This window comes from Pantoea sp. B9002 (genome assembly GCF_013385945.1).
Lineage (GTDB): Bacteria > Pseudomonadota > Gammaproteobacteria > Enterobacterales > Enterobacteriaceae > Pantoea.
In genome coordinates this window covers 99,997-116,569 of record NZ_JACAPA010000033.1, presented here as the reverse complement: position 1 = coordinate 116,569, position 16,573 = coordinate 99,997, and the positions used below count along the sequence as shown (strand labels likewise).

Here is a 16,573-nt window from a genome sequence, read left to right as displayed (position 1 = left end):
GGTGCGGGCCTGCCTACAATTCCCCACCTTTTGCAGGGCCGTATAATGCGGCCGCTGCACCTGCCATCCACGATGGCATGCTGACCTGACATCAGTGAGAAAATCCATGTTAAAACCTGAACTGCTTTCTCCAGCGGGATCGCTGAAGAATATGCGCTATGCCTTCGCCTACGGCGCTGATGCCGTCTACGCTGGCCAACCGCGCTACAGCCTGCGCGTGCGCAACAACGAATTCACCCACGAGATTCTGGCGCAGGGCATCAATGAAGCCCATGCGCTCGGTAAGAAATTCTACGTGGTGGTCAACATCGCCCCGCACAACGCCAAACTGAAAACCTTTATCCGCGATCTGACGCCGGTCATTGCCATGCAGCCGGACGCGCTGATCATGTCCGATCCCGGCCTGATTATGCTGGTGCGTGAAGCCTTCCCGCAGATGCCAATTCATCTGTCGGTGCAGGCCAACGCGGTTAACTGGGCCACGGTGAAATTCTGGCAGCAGATGGGGCTGACACGCGTGATTCTGTCGCGCGAGCTGTCGCTGGATGAGATCGCCGAAATCCGTCAGCAGGTGCCGGAAATGGAGATTGAGATCTTCGTGCACGGCGCGCTGTGCATGGCTTACTCCGGTCGCTGCTTGCTCTCCGGCTACCTTAACAAACGCGATCCTAATCAGGGAACCTGCACCAACGCCTGCCGCTGGGAATATAAAGTGGAAGAAGGCAAGCAGGATGAGATGGGCAATATCGTCGGTTTCCATGAGCCGGTTAAGGTGCAGGAGCCGACTTTGGGCGCCGGCGCGACCACCGACCACGTGTTCCTGCTGGAAGAGAAGATGAAGCCGGGTGAGGTGATGAGCGCCTTCGAGGATGAACACGGCACCTACATCATGAACTCAAAAGATCTGCGCGCGGTGGCGCACGTTGAACGCCTGAGCCAAATGGGTGTTCACTCGCTGAAAATCGAAGGCCGCACCAAATCCTTCTACTACTGTGCGCGCACCGCTCAGGTTTATCGCCGCGCCATCGATGATGCCGCGGCGGGTAAACCCTTCGATCCGGCGCTGCTGGAGACGCTGGAAGGTCTGGCACATCGCGGTTACACCGAAGGTTTCCTGCGTCGTCATACCCATGACAGCTATCAGAACTACCAGCAAGGTTTCTCCATCTCCGAGCGCCAGCAGTTTGTCGGAGAATTCACCGGCGAACGTCGCGGTGACTGGGCGCAGATTGCGGTGAAGAATAAGTTTATGCTCGGGGATTCTGTCGAGATCATGACGCCCGAAGGCAACCTCAATTGCACGCTGGAAACCATGCAGAACGATAAAGGATCGGCGGTGGACGTGGCGCCAGGCGATGGACACCGCGTGTGGATCCCGGTTCCGGAATCGGTCAACCTCGTCTTTGCCCTGCTGCTGCGTAACTTCACCGATGGCAACAGCACCTACGATCCCCACGGGAAAAATCGCACTTAAAGAAAAGATTTCGGCGAAGTTAGATTAGGATCACAGACCCTCTCTTCGCCTCGCTTTAAAATCCCGCCTGCTGCTAACGAGTAAGAATAAAAGCAGGTAGTACCAGGAACCACCTCATTCACCCGCCCGGCTCCCCCGTGCGGGTTTTCTTTTTTTCGTCGCCCGCCGATAAAGTTCTCTCCCCAGCTATGCTATAACCTGTGCTCTGTATCTCGCATCAAGGAACTGATAATGCAAAACAAACCGCTGACGCTGCTGATCCTCAACGGGAAAGGCGCAGGTAATGAAGATTTGCGCGCTGCGGTGAATACGCTGCGTGATGAAGGCTTTAATCTGGCGGTGCGCGTCACCTGGGAAAAGGGTGATGGCGATCGTTATGTACAAGAAGCGGTCGCTTTGCAGGCAGAAACCGTGGTGGCTGGAGGCGGCGATGGCACCATCAATGAGATCGCGACCGCGCTGGCGGGATTGCCCGAGCAGCAGCGTCCGGCGCTGGGCATTTTACCGCTTGGCACCGCCAATGATTTCGCCACCAGCGTCGGTATTCCGGAAGGCATGGAACCGGCTTTACGTCTCGCGCTGGTGGGTAAAGCCACGGCTATCGATTTGGCGCGCGTGAACGGCGATCGCTACTTTATCAATATGGCGACCGGCGGATTTGGCACGCGCATTACTACCGAAACCCCCGAAAAGCTGAAATCCGCGCTCGGCGGCGTGTCGTACTTTATTCATGGATTGATGCGCGTCGATGCGCTGAAACCGGATCGCTGTGAAATCAGCGGCCCCGGCTTTAACTGGCAAGGCGATGCGCTGGTGATTGGCATTGGCAATGGACGTCAGGCCGGCGGCGGACAAAAGCTCTGCCCGGATGCGCTGATCAATGACGGACAGCTCAATCTCAGCATTGTCACCGCGCAAGAGTTGCTGCCAACGTTGTTGCATTCACTGACGCGTGATGATGAGAATCCGAATATCGTCACGGCGCAGTTGCAGTCGCTTACCATTCGTTCACCGCATGAGATGACGTTTAATCTGGATGGCGAACCGCTGACGGGAAGTGAGTTTGAGATTGAAGTGATGGCGGGCGCACTGAGCTGCCGTTTGCCGCCGCAGTGCCCGTTACTTGTTTAACGCACATTACCGTAGCGGCGCAATTTATCGCGCGCTTTTCAACGGCGCGCAATAAATTGCGCCGCTACGATTGTGTTTAGTTAACTATGAATTACACCTTCATCCAGCGGCGTTCCAACGCGGAAATCGCTACCGCTTCGAGTACTTTCTGCACCTGCAATCCTTCGGCGAAATCCGGCCACATGCGATCGCCGGCGGCAATACCATTGATTAAATCGCGAATCTCAACGGTTTTCTGATCGTTGAAACCGATGCCGTGCCCGGCAGAGACGCAGAAATTGGCGTAATCCGGATGCGCCGGACCGGTCAAAATGGTTTTGAATCCCTGACGCCCTGCCGGTTCATCGTGGATGTACAGTTCCAGCTCGGCCATACGTTCCTGGGTGTAACGCAGCGTGCCTTTGGTGCCGGTAACCACATAGGTCAGGCCCATTTTGCTGCCGCAGGCGATACGTGAGGTTTCAAACACACCGTGTGCACCGTTTTTAAAGCGCAGCAAGGCGCTGGCCTGATCTTCGTTTTCCACTGGCAGCAGGCGCGAAGCATCCTTTGGATCCGGACGCTCCTTAATCACCGTCATCATATCGCCGCTGACTTCTTCAATATCACCGACCAGATAGTGCGCCATGTTCACAATATGCGCGGCGAGGTCGCCGAGTGCGCCTAATCCGGCCAGCGCTTTCTGGCAGTGCCAGTCGAGCGGCGTTTCCGGACGTGCCAGATAATCTTCATTGTGCGTACCGTAGAAGTGCACCACATCGCCGATTTCACCACGAGCGATAATCTCGCGTGCCAGTTGGCTGGTCGGGTTTTTCATGTAGTTAAAGCCGACCAGCGTTTTCACGCCCGCCTGTTGTGCCGCTTGCACCATCTCTTCCGCGTCGGCCACGGATAGCGATAACGGTTTCTCCGAGTAGACGTGTTTGCCGTTGCGAATCGCTTCCAGCGCCATCTCTTTATGCAGGAAGTTCGGTGCGCAGATATCAACCACATCGATGTTCGGATCGCGCACCAGCTCATGCCAGTCGCCAGTTGAACGGGCAAAGCCAAAGGTTGCCGCCTGTTTCGCTGCCAGCTCAGGATTCACTTCCGCCAGCATCTCACGCACGATCTCGCCTTTCAGGGCAAAAACCGTAGGTGCCTGAGCGTAAGCAATCGCGTGACAACGACCGATGTAACCACTGCCAATCATTCCGATTCTGACTTTGTTCATGACTATTCCCGCATTCGCTTAAGAGTTGATCTGGAATATATGTTTCGCTTTTGGCCCCGACAACGGCGAAATGAAATATCTGTGATCATGCATGCGAGGTATCTGACAAAATCGACAAATCAGAATGTAATTTTGCATAGAGATAGTGATCATCGTCACAAAAGAGCGGCCGTCAGCGGCGATTTTGCGGCTCTGAGTTGATGCCGAGCGTGCAATTGACGCTTTATTCAGCAGTCAGACCGAATTGTGAAAAAGAGTTTTGACAAGGCGAGGTCCGCTCGATAATATGCGCCCCGTTCAAACGATTCCTCTGTAGTTCAGTCGGTAGAACGGCGGACTGTTAATCCGTATGTCACTGGTTCGAGTCCAGTCAGAGGAGCCAAATTTAAAAACCCGCTCAGGGAAACCTGAGCGGGTTTTTGTCATTGTAGGGTCGCCATTTAGGGTGACCGCTATGTCAGGTCGCCATAAATGGCGACCCTACGAAACCTTCCCCCCTGATTCTCGCTCTGTGATTCTGTTCACAACTCTTTAACGCCGACTTGTATGGTAGTATTTGTGCGCGTATTTTTTCATCATTGCATTCCCGCTGGAGTAAATGATGAAAAGTGTAGTGATTGAGCAACCGGGTGAACTGGTATTGGCAGAGCGTCCGCTGCCGCAACCCGCTGCAGGTGAAGTACGCGTGAAGGTGCAATATGCCAGCATCTGCGGTTCCGATGTGCATATCTGGCACGGTCACAATCCTTTCGCTAAATATCCACGCGTGATTGGTCACGAATTCTTTGGCTTGATTGATGCGGTCGGCGATGACGTTGCCGCCAGCCGCATTGGCGAGCGCGTGGCGGTTGATCCAGTGGTCAGCTGCGGTCACTGCTATCCCTGCTCGATTGGTCGCCCAAACGTCTGCAAAGAGTTGCAGGTGATTGGCGTGCACCGCGACGGTGGCTTTAGCGAATATGCCGTGGCGCCGGCAAAAAACGCCTTCCGCCTGCCGGATAGCGTTCCCGATAAACTCGCCAGCATGGTCGAACCCTTCACCATCGCGGCCAATATCACCGCCTTCCTCAAACCACAGCCAAACGATGTGGCGCTGATTTACGGTGCCGGTCCAATGGGTCTCACCGCCATTCAGGTACTGAAAGGCGTGTATGGCGTTGAACAGGTATTGGTGGTCGATCGCCTGCCAGAACGCCTGGCGCTGGCGCAGGAGAACGGTGCCGATCAGGTGTTCAACAACAGCGAAATTCCGCTCGCCGCGCAGCTGGAAGGCGTGCAGCCAACGCTGATTATCGACGCCGCCTGCCATCCTACGATTCTGGCAGAAGCCGCCGCCCTCGCCTCACCGGCAGCGCGTATCGGCCTGCTGGGCTTTTCTGGCGAGCCGTGCAGCATCACGCAGCAAAGTCTCACCAGCAAAGAGCTGTCGCTGTTCACCTCGCGTCTCAACAGCAATCGCTTCCCGCAGGTGATTGAGTGGATTGAGCAAGGCCAGATCCAGCCGGAGAAACTGGTGACGCACTATTTCCCGCTGGCGGACGTTGAGCAAGCCATGACGCTGTTCGAAAAAGATCCCCGCACCTGCTGCAAAGTGATCCTACAAATGGGTTAAGTTAACCCGCACACCAGGTGTACCCATGCCGGTCCCTTACCCGCCGGCATTATTACTATAAAAAATGACGATGACGGAGTTTCTATGTTTAAGAACCTGCGCTGGACCCTCGTACTGCTGTTGTTCCTGGTGTTTATGATCAACTACCTTGATCGTATCGCCCTCTCTCTGACTGTACCGCTGGTGGAAAAAGACCTGATGATCAACGCCGAACAGTTCGGCATGATTTTCGGTAGCTTCTTCTTTGGTTATGCCCTGTTTAACTTCATCGGTGGCTTAGCGACCGATAAATTCGGCCCGACTATCGTGCTCGGCACCGCCGTTGGCATGTGGTCGCTGTTCTGCGGCCTGACCGCGATGGCGACCGGCTTTTGGTCGATGATGATTCTGCGCGTGCTGTTTGGCATGGCGGAAGGCCCAATCTCCGCCTCGGCGAACAAAGCCATTAACGGCTGGTTCCCGAAAAAACAGGCCGCCACCGCGATGGGCTTACTCAGCTCAGGTTCACCGCTGGGTGGTGCCGTTGCCGGTCCGATTGTTGGCTATCTGGCGCTGTCGTTCGGCTGGCGTCCGGCGTTTGTGGTGATCGCCGCGATTGGTTTCGTCTGGCTGGCGCTGTGGTTCTTCTTCGCGTCAGATAATCCGGCGAAAAGTAAGCGCGTCTCGGCTGAAGAGCGCGCCTTAGTAGAGAAATTGAAAGCTGAAGAACCGGCCGACGTGATCGACTCAAGCGGCAACGCACACGGTTTGGGCTTCTATCTGCGCCAGCCGATCATTCTGGTCACCGCCTTTGCCTTCTTCTGCTACAACTACATTCTGTTCTTCTTCCTGAGCTGGTTCCCGGCGTATCTGGTGCAGGCGCACGGCCTCGACATCAAAGCGATGAGCATCACCACCATGATCCCGTGGATTGTAGGCTTCGTGGGCCTGGCGCTGGGTGGCTGGATCTCCGATAAGATTTTCAACATCACCGGCAAGCTGCTGCTTTCACGAAAAATTGTGCTGGTGGTTTCACTTACTGCCGCGGCGATTTGCGTGGCGCTGGCAGGTACGATAAAAGAGGTCAACTCGGCGGTGATCATGATGTCGATCTCCATCTTCTTCCTCTACATCACCGGCGCAATTTACTGGGCGATTGTGCAGGACGTAGTGCATAAAAGCCGTGTCGGCAGCATCAGTGGCTTTATCCATCTGATTGGTAGCCTGTCCGGCGTGATCGGCCCGGTGGTTACTGGCTTCATCGTGCAGCACTCCGGTAAGTTTGACAGCGCCTTTATCCTCGCGGGTGCGGTAGCCGGCGTCGGCGCGCTGCTGGTGCTGCTGGTGATTCGTGAACCTAAAGCCACCAATAAACCGGTTTCAGTGTAAATCTCATGGGGCGCTGAGCGCCCCATTTGCTAAAAGGAATGACTATGTTAGAGCTTGAACGCCTCCCCGCTGATGTCCAACGTCCCGCTTACGATCGCAGCCAACTCAAAACCCGCATGGTGCACATCGGCTTTGGCGCCTTCCATCGTGCACATCAGGCGCTGGCGACCGATAAGCTGGCCGCTCAGGGCAGCGACTGGGGTTATTGCGAAGTGAATCTCAACAGCGGCACGCTGATTCAGGCGCTGCGTCAGCAGGATCTGCTCTACACGCTGACCGAAATGGCCGATGAGAGTTTACACACGCGCGTGATTGGCGTGGTGACGCAAGCGCTGCATGGCAAAGGCGACGGCATTGAGGCAGTGATTGAGGCGATGAGCCAGCCAGATGTGGCGATTGTCTCGATGACCGTGACCGAGAAAGGTTATTGCTACATGCCGTCGAGCGGCAAGCTCAATCCCGATCATCCCGATATTGTGCACGACCTCGCTCATCCGACTGAGCCACGTTCACTGCCCGGCTTAATTCTGGCGGCCATTATCCGCCGCCGCGAACGCAATCTGCCGCCGTTTAGCGTGATGTCCTGCGACAATATGCCAGAGAACGGTCATGTCACGCGTAACGTGATTACCCAGTTGGCCGAGCGCCACAGCCCCGCGCTGGCGGATTATATCCAGACGCACATCACCTTCCCTTCGACCATGGTCGATCGCATCGTCCCGGCCATGACCGATGCGGCGTTCGACTCGCTGGCGGCACGTTTAGGTAGCCGCGATCCGGTGGCGGTTGAAGCCGAACCGTTTTTCCAGTGGGTCATCGAAGACAACTTCGTTAACGGACGTCCGGCGTGGGAAAACGCGGGTGCGGAGCTGGTCAGCGATGTGCTGCCGTTCGAAGAGATGAAGCTGCGCATGCTCAACGGCAGCCACTCGTTCCTCGCCTATCTCGGTTTTCTCGCCGGTTATGAGCACATCAGCGATTGCATGGCCGATGCCAGCTATCGTGCGGCGGCGCGCGCGTTGATGTTGCAGGATCAGGCACCGACGCTGCGCACGCAGGGCGTCGATCTCGAAGCCTACGCCGATTCCCTGATTGCGCGTTACGAGAATCGCGCGATTAAGCATCGTACTTATCAAATCGCCACCGATGGCACGCAAAAGCTGCCGCAGCGCCTGCTGGATAGCGCGCGCTGGCATCTGCGCAATGGCACCTCGTGCGATTTCGTGTTGCTGGGCGTGGCGGGCTGGATGCGCTACGTCAGCGGCGTGGATGAGCAAGGTCAGGCCATTGAGATTCGCGATCCGCTGAAAGATCAGCTGGCGGACATTGTGGCCAACAGTGAGGACGGTGCGCCACGCGTTAAGGCGTTGCTCGGCCTAAACGCCGTGTTTGGCGATGACTTGCAGCAGCAGCCAGCCTTTGTCTCACGCGTGACTGAACTCTATCAGCAACTGGCTCAACAGGGCGCGCGCGCCACGGTTCAAAGCCTCGTCACACAAGGCTAAGCGCCTGCACAAATGTGTAGCGCAGACGCAGCGTGCTGATTAGACTGAACCTTTCTTAACGGGCTGGCGGATGCCGGCCGTAATACGGATATTGCTGCATGTCGACTTCCTATACCATAACCACCAGCGAACCGGTAAATCAGCAGATCTATCGTTATCTGCGCAAAGATATTGTGACCTGCGTTATTCATCCGGGCTCGCTGCTGTCGGAGAAGGAAGTGTCGGCGCGTTTTAACGTGTCACGTCAGCCGGTACGTGAAGCCTTTATCAAGCTGGCGGAAGCCGGACTGGTGCAGGTGCTACCGCAGCGCGGCACCTTCGTACGCAAAATCTCCGCCCAGCGCGTGGCCGACGGTCGCTTTATCCGTGAAGCGGTAGAAATCGCCGTGGTACGCCGCGCCGCGCAGGAGATTGGTGTGACGGGATTGATGGCACTGGAGCATAACCTGCAGCTGCAGCGTCTCGCCGCTGAACGTCATGACAGCCAGGCTTTTCTGGGGCTGGATGATGAGTTTCACCGTTTGATTGCTGAAGGGATTAATTGCCTGCTGGCGTGGGAAACAGTGGAAAACATCAAAGCCACCATGGACCGCGTACGCTTTCTGACCTTGAGCGAAGTGTCACCGCCGGAACGTTTGATTCAGCAGCATGAAGATATCTATAACGCGTTGAAAGCGCATGATGTTGACGCGGCTGAAAGCGCGATGCGCCGTCATCTGCAGGAGATGATTTTGACCATAACGCCGATCGCCGAGCGTAATAGTGAGTGGTTTGAGGCGCCGTAATTTAGTGCTCGCTGTCCCCCTCCTCGGTCCTCCCCCATTAATGGGGGAGGAAGATGCTGCAATATGTAAGTGTTGAAGCAGCATGTGGCAGCATCTCCTTCCCCCGCTTGCGGGGGAAGGCCGGGATGGGGGACAGCGAGCACTTATGGAGGAGGACCGAGGAGGGGGGCAGCCAGCACAAACCCACTCAATCAAGCAATCGTCACATCCTTCGACAGATACACATCCTGCACCGCATTAATCAGCTGCACGCCCTCTTTCAACGTCTTCTTGAACGCCTTGCGCCCCAGAATCAATCCCATGCCGCCGGCACGTTTGTTGATCACCGCCGTACGCACCGACTCCGCAATATCCGTTTCACCTGCAGAAGCGCCGCCGGAATTGATCAAACCCGCGCGCCCCATATAGCAGTTCGCCAACTGGTAACGCACCAAATCAATCGGGTTCTCGGTAGTCAGCTTGCTGTAAACGCGCTCATCGGTATGACCAAACTTCACCGCGTTATAGCCGCCGTTATTCTCCGCCATCTTCTGCTTCACGATATCCGCACCAATGGTTGCCGCCAGATGGTTGGCCTGGCCGGTTAAATCGGCACTGGCGTGATAATCGACGCCCTCTTTCTTAAACGCATCATTACGCAGATAAGCCCACAGCACCGTCACCATGCCCAGCTCGTGCGCACGCTCAAAGGCCGCGGAGATCTCTTCGATCTGGCGACGTGATTGCTCAGAACCGAAGTAGATGGTGGCGCCAACCGCCACCGCGCCCAGATTGAAAGCCTGTTCCACGCTGGCGTACAGCGTCTGATCGTATTGCGTCGGATAACTCAAGGTTTCGTTGTGATTCAGCTTCACCATAAACGGAATGCGGTGCGCGTAGCGACGTGAAACCGAAGCCAGCACGCCGTAGGTGGAGGCGACGCAGTTACAGCCGGCTTCAATCGCCAGCTCAACGATGTTTTTCGGATCGAAATAAGCCGGATTGGCCGCAAAGGATGCGCCCGCCGAGTGCTCAACGCCCTGATCGACTGGCAAAATCGATAAATAGCCGGTGCCCGCTAAACGTCCGGTGTTGTACAGCGTTTGCATGTTACGCAGTACGGTGGGAGAACGATTGTTGTCGATCATCACGCGATCAACATAATCCGCGCCTGGTAAATAGAGGCTATCCGCTGGAATGGTCATGCAGCGATGTTGAAGAAGGCTGTCCGCCTCTTTGCCCAATAACTGTACGATGTCCGTCATGTTCGCTCCTGATAAATGGCTGGATTGGAACCGGCCGTTGCCGATTCGCCCCCAACAGCCTGGACCGGAATGCGCCAGGCTGGCAAATTGCTGACTCCATTTTTCAGACGGATGCGCAGTGAAAAAGCGGCAATCTGGCGTTACGCCCTACCACCATTGATGGAAATGGTGCACCGGCCCAATGCCTTTACCGACCTCCAGCGAATCGGCGTGCAGCAGCGCCTGTTGCAGCCAGGCTTTGGCTTCAGCCACCGTTGCCGCCCAGTCATCATGACGCGGACGCAACGCCGCCAGCGCCGCAGAAAGCGAGCATCCGGTGCCGTGCGTGTGGCGCGTATTGACGCGTGGCGCGGTAAAGCGCTGACGTCCGTCGCGGGTAATCAGCCAATCCGGGCTTTCAGCATCGCTAAGATGTCCGCCTTTCATCAGCACCGCTTCGCAGCCGAGATCGAGCAGCGCATCGCCCTGCTGCAACATGATTTTCTCATCTTGCGCCATCGCGCGTCCCAGCAGTGCGGCGGCTTCCGGCAGATTTGGCGTGATCAGCGATACCTGCGGCAGCAGCAATTCGCGCACGCTGGCCACCGCATCCGGCGACAGCAGCGCATCGCCGCTTTTGGCAATCATCACCGTATCCAGCACCACAAACGGCAGGCTGGCCCGTTTCAGCCGCTCGGCGACCACTTCGACAATCGCGGTTTCGGACAGCATGCCAATCTTCGCGGCATCGATGCGCACATCATCCAGCACCGAATCGAGCTGTGCGCCAACAAAATCAGGTTCGATGCGATACACCGACTGCACGCCGCAGGTGTTCTGCGCCACCAGCGCGGTGATCACGCTGGTGCCATAAGCGCCCAGCGCGGAGAAAGCTTTGAGGTCGGCCTGAATACCGGCGCCGCCGCTCGGATCGGTGCCGGCAATAGTCAATGCGTTGATGCGTTTCATGCCTCTACCTCCAGCGTCCACAGCGTATCGAGGAAGGCGGCGGCAAAGCTGCCCGGCCCGGCGACCTGGCGAGCTGTCTGCTCACCCGCTAGCGACATCACGCGGCAGGCCGCAGCGACATGCTGCAGGCGATCGCCCGGCAAGCTGGTGCATGCGGCAACCACCGCCGACAGTGCGCAGCCGGTGCCGACCACGCGCGTCATCAGCGGGCTGCCGCCGGGGATGGCGAATGTCTGCGCGCCATCGGTGACGTAATCCACTTCACCGGTCACCGCCACAATGGTTTGGCAATCACGCGCCAGCTGCTGGGCGGCACTCAGCGCGGCATCGGCCTGATGCAGGCTGTCAACACCGCGTCCGCCGGTGGCCTGATGCGCCAGCGCAAGAATTTCTGAGGCGTTACCGCGAATCGCCGCCGGTTGCAGGCTGAGCAACTGTTGGCAGAAGGCGGTGCGCAGGGATAATGCGCCGACCGCCACCGGATCCAGCGTCCACGGCGTGCCTGCGCTTTGCGCCGCCTGCACCGCCGCCAGCATTGCATCACGACGATCGCGCGTTAAGGTGCCAACGTTGATCAACAACGCATCGGCAAAACCGGCGAACTGCGCCGCTTCTTCGGGATCGATTACCATCGCGGGCGAAGCTTGCAGTGCCAGCAGCACGTTGGCGGTAAAGGTTTGCACCACGTCATTGGTCATGCAGTGCACCAGCGGCGCTTGCTGACGCAGCAGTTGCAGAGAGTGCGCGAGTTGCGCGGGGGAAAGAAGGTCAGGCTGTTTCATAAGGCTCCCAACCGGCGATCAAGAAGGCGAATGCGGTCAGGCATCTGACTTCCCTACGCTGGCATTATCCAGATCAGGTCAGCGGGTGTATCTCAGCCCTGTATTAGAGGGGCACCCCGAGTCAAAACTACGTTGGCGAGCATAGGCAACAAGCCAGATGAAAGCAAGCAGTCGCCCCTTTCTCTGGAACCGGATCGCAAAGTTACACATTACAGGCTCCTCTAACTGATTGATTAAATTCCTTAAAAAACCCCTATTTTTGCGTGCCATGTCATACTTTGTAATAAATCCCATTGATAATTCGCGTCGCGAAAAATAGCATCCCCGGCAACTTGTTTCATGACGAAACAATACGGATTTATTAATTGTTTATGGAAGCATCACGGAGGATTTGCTATGCGTCGGATTCCACGCGCGCCGCTCTCTGCGGCAATTATCTCTGCCCTGTTTGCCGGTGCTTTTGTGCCGGTTCCCTCCGCCCACGCCGCGGGTTTTGTCGAAGACTCCACACTCTCTGGCAATCTGTTTTACTGGCAACGCCAGCGCGATCGCAAAGAGATGGATCCGCAAAAAGGCTCGTACGGTCAGTACGATGCCAATCTGCATCACGCCTCTGCTAACGCCAATCTCGACTTCTCATCCGGTTATGCCGGTGATGTGATAGGCCTCGATCTGGCGGCATTTGGCGCGCTGGAGCTAAGCAACGGCGGCCCGGCGGCACCGAATGAAATTGGTTTCAGCAATGCCCGTACGCGCTGGGATGAGGACTGGAGCGGAGATAAGAGCGGCTTAAGTCTTTATAAAGCGGCAATCAAGGCAAAATGGCAGGAAAACTGGCTGCGCGCAGGCTATCTGCAACCCACCGGACAGACGCTGCTGGCACCGCACTGGAGCTTCCTGCCCGGCACCTATCGCGGCGTTGAAGCCGGCACCACCTTTGATTTTAGCGACGCCGGCGCCCTTTCCGTCTCCTGGATGTGGACAGACGAATACAAAGCGCCGTGGTATCGCGACATGTACAACTTCCGCAAAGCCGATGGCGTAACGGAGATTCCGTGGCTGCAATCCTTTGGTGCCAAATATGATTTCAAAAACTCGCTGGTGCTGGAAGGCGCATACGGTCAGGCGGCGAATTACATGGATCAGTATTTTGCCAAAGCCTCTTATCAGCTGCCGCTGGCCGATGCACCGCTGCGCACTAGCTATCAGTTTTACGGCGCGAAGGATCGTGACAACAGCGGCGTTGGCCAGGTCAACGATGTTTACGATGGCCTCGCGTGGCTGCAGGCGCTGACGTTCGGCTACACGCTCGGCGCGTTTGATTTCCGCCTCGAAGGCACATGGGTAAAAGCCGAAGGTAATCAGGGCTTCTTCCTGCAACGTATGACGCCGTCTTACGCCAGCTCGAATGGCCGCATGGATGTGTGGTGGGATTCCCGCTCGGACTGGAACGCCAACGGTGAGAAAGCGCTCTTCGCTGGTGTGATGGTCGATCTGGGACACTGGCAATTACCGGGCTGGCAGGTCGGTACATCATACGCCTACGGTTGGGACGCGAAGCCTTCCACCAATCCCCTCTATGACCAAAACCAGCGCCTGAAAGAGTCCGCGTGGAGCCTCGACATGGTTTACACCATCCAGCAAGGCCGCGCCAAAGACACCCAATTCAAACTGCACTACACCCGCTACGACAATCACAGCGATCTTCCCAGCTATAGCGGTGGTTACGGCAACATCTTCCAGGACGAGAAAGACATCAAATTTATGGTCGTCGCGCCATTCACCCTGTTTTGACCCCGATCTGGCAGGAGCCAGAGACTTACCTCCGTGGAGAAGGATAACAGCATGAAAAAGTTAAAAATCAGTTTACTGGCGCTGAGCGTGATGGGCCTTGCCGCCTGCAGTTCATCCCCGCGCAGTAATCAGCAGGTTGTCGACCAAATCAGCCAGTTCGGCGTGCAGTATCAGGTCACTGACAACCAGGCGGCGGATCACGGCGTGAACTGCGCGAAACTCGGTGCCGATTGGGCATCCTGCAATACCGCCACCATCACGCTGACCAACAACGGCCCGGCGCTCACTAGTAAAAACTGGGCGATCTACATGAGCAACGTGCACGAAACGCTGCGGGTGGATAACGATCAGTTCAAAATGACCCATATCGTCGGCGATTTAACCCGTCTTGAACCGACGGAAAAATTCAAAGGTATCGCGGCTGGCGAGTCGATTGAGATCCCTATCGTCAACGAATACTGGCAGCTGTTTATCACCGACGTGATGCCACGCTGGTATGTCACCGCCGCCAATGCCACACCAAAAATTATCACCAGCACCGATACCGAAAACCTCAGCGACTTTGTTAAGCCTTTTGGTGACCAATGGAAGCGCATCGCCGACGATAAAAACGTGCTGATGCTGCCGCAAAGTCGCTTCACCAAGAATGCCGATGTGGCGCAACTGCCTGCCAGCGCGCTGCGCGGACAAATCACCCCAACGCCACGTTCGGTGAAAGTTCATGCGGCGGATGTCGATCTGAGCCGTGGCGTTGCCTTGCATCTTGAGGTATTGGCGAACAATCAAGCCGATGCGGTTAAACAGCGTTTCGATTTGATGGGGCTCAAACTGCAGTCAGCGGGTTATGCGGTTCATACCCGTATCGCCGTCAATCATTTCCAGGGTGCAGATGCGGTTTCCGGTGCTTATGAACTGCGTATTACGCCGCGCGGCACCGATATCATTGGTTACGACCAGGCTGGCGTCTATTACGGCTTGATGTCGCTACTGTCGCTGGTGCCGGCTGAAGGTAAACCGATTATCGCCACGCTTGAAGCGAAAGATGCACCTCGCTTTGCCTATCGCGGTGCCTTCCTCGATGTGGCGCGTAACTTCCACAGCAAGCAAGCGGTGCTGCGCATGCTCGATCAGATGGCGGCGTGGAAGATGAATAAATTCCACTTCCACCTGACCGATGACGAAGCCTGGCGTATCGAAATCCCCGGCCTGCCAGAGTTGACCGACGTGGGCAGTAAGCGTTGTCACGATCTGACAGAGCAGCAATGTTTGCTGCCGCAATTGGGCTCAGGCCCGTTCACGGATAACAACGGAACCGGACATTTCAGCCGCGCCGATTATATCGAGATCGTCAAATACGCCCAGGCGCGCAACATCGAAGTGATTCCGGAAATCGATATGCCCGCCCATGCACGCGCGGCGGTGATCTCAATGGAAGCGCGTTATCAGCAACTCATGAAAGCGGGTAAACCGCAGCAGGCCAGTGAATATCGACTGGTGGATCCAACGGATACCTCGAATACCCGTTCCGTGCAGCTGTACGACCGCACCAGCTACCTAAACCCTTGCCTCGATTCCTCAAAGCGCTTTGTCGATAAAGTGATTGGTGAAGTGCAGGCGATGCACCGCGAAGCCGGCCAACCGTTGACCACCTGGCACTTTGGCGGTGATGAAGCGAAAAACATCCGCCTCGGTACCGGCTACAGCGATGTTAAGAACCCGAAAGCGGGAACGGGCATTTTAGACCAAAGCAAAGAGGACAAACCCTGGGCAAAATCTCAGGTCTGCCAGGCGGTGGTGAAATCCGGCAAGGTTGAAGATCTGGAGCACTTGCCAAGTCACTTCGCGCTGGAAGTGAGCAAGATGGTGAAAGCGCACGGCATTCCGGTGATGCAGGCCTGGCAGGATGGATTGAAAGATGCCACTGACGCGCACGCCTTCGCCACGTCGCGCGTACGCGTTAACTTCTGGGACACGCTCTACTGGGGCGGCTTTGACACCGCCAACGACTGGACGCTGAAAGATTATGAAGTGGTGATCTCTAATCCGGATTACGTCTACATGGACTTCCCGTATGAGGTGAATCCTAACGAGCGCGGCTATTACTGGGGCACACGCTTCAGCGATGAGCGCAAGATGTTTGGCTTCGCGCCGGACAACCTGCCGCAGAACGCTGAAACCTCGGTGGATCGCGACGGGAAAACCTTTGATGCCACCTCGAATAAGCCGTGGTCAGGCGCATACGGCATTTCAGTGCATCTGTGGAGTGAAACCACGCGTACCGATCAGCAGATGGATTACATGGTATTCCCTCGCCTGCTGTCGGTGGCCGAACGCGGCTGGCATCGCGCGGAGTGGGAGCTGGATTATCAGCAAGGCCGCACCTTTAAAGGTGGCGAAACCCACTTCGTAAACCAGCAGCAGCGCAATCAGGACTGGCAGCGTTTCGCCAACCTGTTAGGCCAGCGTGAGCTAGGCAAGATGGATAAAGCCGGTATTCACTACCGTTTACCGGTGCCGGGTGCGCGCGTCGAGAATGGCACGCTGACCATGAACATTGCGCTGCCGGGTCTGCCGCTGGAGTACAGCCTGGATGATGGTAAGCGCTGGCAGCGTTATCAACCGCATGCCAAACCGGCGATTACCGCTAGCGATAAAGTCTGGGTACGCAGCGTGAGCCCGGATGGCAAACGCTTCAGCCGCGCTGAAGCACTTTAAAA

The 16,573-nt window shown here is 56.5% G+C and carries 12 protein-coding genes, 1 tRNA gene and 1 riboswitch; of the genes, 9 read left to right on the top strand and 4 right to left on the bottom strand.

What is annotated here, in order from left to right; genetic code table 11:
• The first annotated feature begins 106 nt into the window (after positions 1-106).
• Positions 107-1,474: a tRNA 5-hydroxyuridine modification protein YegQ gene (yegQ, locus tag HX773_RS16390; protein ID WP_176972400.1), complete on the top strand. Its 1,368-nt coding sequence runs from the start codon at positions 107-109 to the stop codon at positions 1,472-1,474.
• 231 nt (positions 1,475-1,705) lie between these two features.
• Positions 1,706-2,605, top strand: a complete 900-nt coding sequence (gene yegS / locus HX773_RS16385; protein ID WP_176972399.1) for a lipid kinase YegS — start codon at positions 1,706-1,708, stop codon at positions 2,603-2,605.
• Positions 2,606-2,696: 91 nt separating this feature from the next.
• On the opposite strand, the gene HX773_RS16380 is transcribed toward yegS, so the two are convergent.
• Entirely contained in the window at positions 2,697-3,818 is a 1,122-nt protein-coding gene (locus HX773_RS16380; protein ID WP_176972398.1) for a Gfo/Idh/MocA family protein, read from the bottom strand.
• A gap of 306 nt (positions 3,819-4,124) precedes the next feature.
• Between HX773_RS16380 and HX773_RS16375 the strand changes: the two genes are divergently transcribed.
• The 5 genes from HX773_RS16375 (at position 4,125) to HX773_RS16355 (ending at position 9,088) form a co-directional block, all read left to right on the top strand.
• A tRNA-Asn gene (locus tag HX773_RS16375) sits at positions 4,125-4,200 on the top strand.
• Between the two features lie 219 nt (positions 4,201-4,419).
• A complete protein-coding gene (locus tag HX773_RS16370) occupies positions 4,420-5,430 on the top strand; it encodes a Zn-dependent oxidoreductase (protein ID WP_176972397.1) in 1,011 nt (336 codons plus the stop codon).
• Between the two features lie 84 nt (positions 5,431-5,514).
• Positions 5,515-6,798: an MFS transporter gene (locus tag HX773_RS16365; protein WP_176972396.1), complete on the top strand. Its 1,284-nt coding sequence runs from the start codon at positions 5,515-5,517 to the stop codon at positions 6,796-6,798.
• A 44-nt stretch (positions 6,799-6,842) separates the two neighbouring features.
• A complete protein-coding gene (locus tag HX773_RS16360; protein WP_176972395.1) occupies positions 6,843-8,303 on the top strand; it encodes a mannitol dehydrogenase family protein in 1,461 nt (486 codons plus the stop codon).
• A 98-nt stretch (positions 8,304-8,401) separates the two neighbouring features.
• Positions 8,402-9,088 carry a GntR family transcriptional regulator gene (locus HX773_RS16355; protein ID WP_176972394.1) on the top strand — a complete coding sequence of 229 codons (687 nt, stop codon included), beginning with the start codon at positions 8,402-8,404 and terminating at the stop codon, positions 9,086-9,088.
• 191 nt (positions 9,089-9,279) lie between these two features.
• Here HX773_RS16355 and fbaB read toward each other — a convergent pair whose 3' ends face one another.
• The 3 genes from fbaB to thiM form a co-directional block, all read right to left on the bottom strand.
• Positions 9,280-10,332, bottom strand: a complete 1,053-nt coding sequence (gene fbaB / locus HX773_RS16350) for a class I fructose-bisphosphate aldolase (protein WP_176972393.1) — start codon at positions 10,330-10,332, stop codon at positions 9,280-9,282.
• A 147-nt stretch (positions 10,333-10,479) separates the two neighbouring features.
• The gene (gene thiD, locus HX773_RS16345) at positions 10,480-11,280 is read right to left on the bottom strand and encodes a bifunctional hydroxymethylpyrimidine kinase/phosphomethylpyrimidine kinase (RefSeq protein WP_176972392.1); all 801 of its coding nucleotides are present in this window, start codon (positions 11,278-11,280) and stop codon (positions 10,480-10,482) included.
• Entirely contained in the window at positions 11,277-12,062 is a 786-nt protein-coding gene (gene thiM, locus HX773_RS16340; protein WP_176972391.1) for a hydroxyethylthiazole kinase, read from the bottom strand. The genes thiD and thiM overlap by 4 nt, the downstream gene beginning before the upstream one ends.
• Positions 12,063-12,095: 33 nt before the next feature.
• Positions 12,096-12,191, bottom strand: a riboswitch (TPP riboswitch).
• 267 nt (positions 12,192-12,458) lie between these two features.
• Between thiM and HX773_RS16335 the strand changes: the two genes are divergently transcribed.
• Positions 12,459-13,856, top strand: coding sequence for an OprD family outer membrane porin (locus tag HX773_RS16335; protein ID WP_176972390.1), 1,398 nt, complete (start codon positions 12,459-12,461; stop codon positions 13,854-13,856).
• A 51-nt stretch (positions 13,857-13,907) separates the two neighbouring features.
• On the top strand, positions 13,908-16,571 hold the full coding sequence (locus HX773_RS16330; protein WP_176972389.1) for a beta-N-acetylhexosaminidase: 2,664 nt from the start codon (positions 13,908-13,910) through the stop codon (positions 16,569-16,571).
• The last annotated feature ends 2 nt before the right edge of the window (positions 16,572-16,573 follow it).

Coding starts and splice junctions, on each gene's coding strand:
- yegQ (WP_176972400.1), top strand. CDS start 107: ATGTTAAAACCTGAACTGCTTTCTCCAGCGGGATCGCTGAAGAATATG.
- yegS (WP_176972399.1), top strand. CDS start 1,706: ATGCAAAACAAACCGCTGACGCTGCTGATCCTCAACGGGAAAGGCGCA.
- HX773_RS16380 (WP_176972398.1), bottom strand. CDS start 3,818: ATGAACAAAGTCAGAATCGGAATGATTGGCAGTGGTTACATCGGTCGT.
- HX773_RS16370 (WP_176972397.1), top strand. CDS start 4,420: ATGAAAAGTGTAGTGATTGAGCAACCGGGTGAACTGGTATTGGCAGAG.
- HX773_RS16365 (WP_176972396.1), top strand. CDS start 5,515: ATGTTTAAGAACCTGCGCTGGACCCTCGTACTGCTGTTGTTCCTGGTG.
- HX773_RS16360 (WP_176972395.1), top strand. CDS start 6,843: ATGTTAGAGCTTGAACGCCTCCCCGCTGATGTCCAACGTCCCGCTTAC.
- HX773_RS16355 (WP_176972394.1), top strand. CDS start 8,402: ATGTCGACTTCCTATACCATAACCACCAGCGAACCGGTAAATCAGCAG.
- fbaB (WP_176972393.1), bottom strand. CDS start 10,332: ATGACGGACATCGTACAGTTATTGGGCAAAGAGGCGGACAGCCTTCTT.
- thiD (WP_176972392.1), bottom strand. CDS start 11,280: ATGAAACGCATCAACGCATTGACTATTGCCGGCACCGATCCGAGCGGC.
- thiM (WP_176972391.1), bottom strand. CDS start 12,062: ATGAAACAGCCTGACCTTCTTTCCCCCGCGCAACTCGCGCACTCTCTG.
- HX773_RS16335 (WP_176972390.1), top strand. CDS start 12,459: ATGCGTCGGATTCCACGCGCGCCGCTCTCTGCGGCAATTATCTCTGCC.
- HX773_RS16330 (WP_176972389.1), top strand. CDS start 13,908: ATGAAAAAGTTAAAAATCAGTTTACTGGCGCTGAGCGTGATGGGCCTT.